Here is a 2,166-nt window from a genome sequence, read left to right on the forward strand (position 1 = left end):
ATAATCGCTTTGCACTCACTAGTAAACCCAGTAGTACTGGCACATATACGATCGCGGGCACTCAATATTCAGCCGCTAATGTCGGTACTCTCAATGGCGAGTATAGCTATGGTAACTCGATCGCGCCTTATCTAGGCATCGGGATTGGTAAGTCTAGCAATGAAGGTTTGGGCTTCAATGCCGATCTCGGTGTGATGTTTACCGGATCTCCCAAAGTCTCCCTCACAGCAAGCAATCCAGCATTTAATAACAATCCCACTACTCGCTCACAACTCGACAGTCAAGCGCGTCAAACTGAAAACGATTTGCGCGGTTTTAATGCTTATCCCGTATTATCGATCGGACTTTCTTACGGTTTTTAATTTCCGATTATAAATCTGGTTGATAAAATAACAATCTTACTTATAAACCCCGCTTTCTCTAACATGGGAAAGCGGGGTTTATAATTAACCAAGTAGAATTTTCAGAAGTAATCTAAGTTGTTGGTGGTAAAATCACCCGTTTAGCAACACCGAGCTTTTGTAATAATTTAATCGACCACCAAGTCATATCGATTTCCCACCACTGCCAGCCACCTTTAGCCACATTAGGATAAGCATGGTGGTTGTTGTGCCAGCCTTCGCCGTAAGTCAGTAATGCCGCCCACCAGAGATTGCGGGAGTTGTCATCCGACTCATGAGTGCGATAGCCAGTTATGTGACTAGCCGAATTAATCAGCCAAGTACTGTGCCACAAAATCACCGCCCGGACGAAGACACCATAAATCACAAACGACCAACCGCCGATCGCATACAATAGTAAGCCTACGGGGATTTGTAAGAACAAGAAATACTTATCGAGCCAACGGTAATAAGCATCTTTGGCTAAATCTGGCGCAGCTTTTTTGTACTCATCTAATTTAAAGAAATTAGATTTGGGGTAAAAAATCCATAGCATGTGACTCCACCAGAAACCGCGTTTCGCCGAGTAGGGATCTTTGTCCCAATCTTCAGTATACAAATGGTGCTGGCGATGTCCGGCTACCCAGAAAATCGGCCCACCTTGGAGTGCTAACGCGCCTAGGGTTGCGAAGACATATTCCAACGGTTTGGGTACCTGAAAGCTGCGGTGTGTGAGTAAACGGTGAAAACCCAAACAAATCCCGATCGATCCAAACAACCAATGTAGGAGGATCGCCGCTCCCAATGCAGACCAATTAAAATACCACGGTGCTGCCAAAGCAATCAGATGAAACGATCCAAAAAAGAATACGTTCGTCCAGCTTAATGGTGTCGTATCCCGTTGCGGTGAGTCATTTTCAATTGGGCTACGCCCACGCTTCTCGATCGAAGTAACAGTCATATAATTAGGTTTTAGGTTTTAGGCTTTGGTTTTAGGTTTCAGGCTTTAGGCTTTGGTTTTGGAGGTTTTAGGTCTGAATTGCCACTAAGAGTAATTTCCCTAATACCTAATACCCAACACCTAATTCTAGGTATAGTAAAAAGGTGGTCTGCAAGTAACGCTTGCATTTACATCCTAACAAGCTTTTTTGATAAATGCAAGTATCACTTGCATTTATCGCGACCTCTATTGTCGCAGATCTCCAAAACTCTTACCTCATGCCATCTTCTCGCAATCTCAACCGCCAAAAAATCATCCAGGCAGCGATCGAATTATTTGCCAGTCAGGGGGTAAGTGAGACGACTACCAAGCAGATTGCCGAATTAGCGCAGGTAAATGAGGTAACTTTATTTCGCCAATTTGGGAATAAACATGGGTTGCTCCTCGCAGTAATCGAAGATGCGGATGTGTTCGCGCAATTGGGACAGAGTATGACGACAGAATTGCCGCCAGCAAGTAATCTCGCCGAGATGCTCCGCACTTATGCCAATACCTGTCTGCAAGCATTAGAGCAGACTCCCGCCGTCATTCGATCGCTCGTGGGCGAGTCGGGGCAATATTCCACCGAAAATCGTCAAGGATTGGGACGCAGTTTCGATCGCGCCAATCGTCGTGTCGCCAAGTATTTAAAAACCAATATCGGTGAATCGCAGTCCGATTTACAATTACCGATCGAGCAATTAACCAGTCTATTGCATACATTATTATTCGGCTATGCCACGATCGAATTAACTAGTGAATTCCATGGCTTATGGCGCGATCGCACAGATTTTCTCGATCGCGTTG

At 45.0% G+C, this 2,166-nt stretch carries 2 protein-coding genes and 1 pseudogene; 2 read left to right on the forward strand and 1 reads right to left on the reverse strand.

Annotation, left to right across the window (positions count from 1 at the left end; genetic code table 11):
- Positions 1-362, forward strand: a pseudogene (locus RMO35_RS12250) (hypothetical protein); the annotation flags it as partial.
- Between the two features lie 112 nt (positions 363-474).
- On the opposite strand, the gene RMO35_RS12255 reads toward RMO35_RS12250, so the two are convergent.
- Positions 475-1,341, reverse strand: coding sequence for a fatty acid desaturase (locus tag RMO35_RS12255; protein WP_309741533.1), 867 nt, complete (start codon positions 1,339-1,341; stop codon positions 475-477).
- Between the two features lie 194 nt (positions 1,342-1,535).
- Here RMO35_RS12255 and RMO35_RS12260 point away from each other — a divergent pair.
- On the forward strand, positions 1,536-2,166 hold a 631-nt coding region (locus RMO35_RS12260; protein WP_309741534.1), incomplete at its 3' end, for a TetR/AcrR family transcriptional regulator.

This window comes from Chamaesiphon sp. OTE_20_metabat_361 (assembly GCF_031364565.1).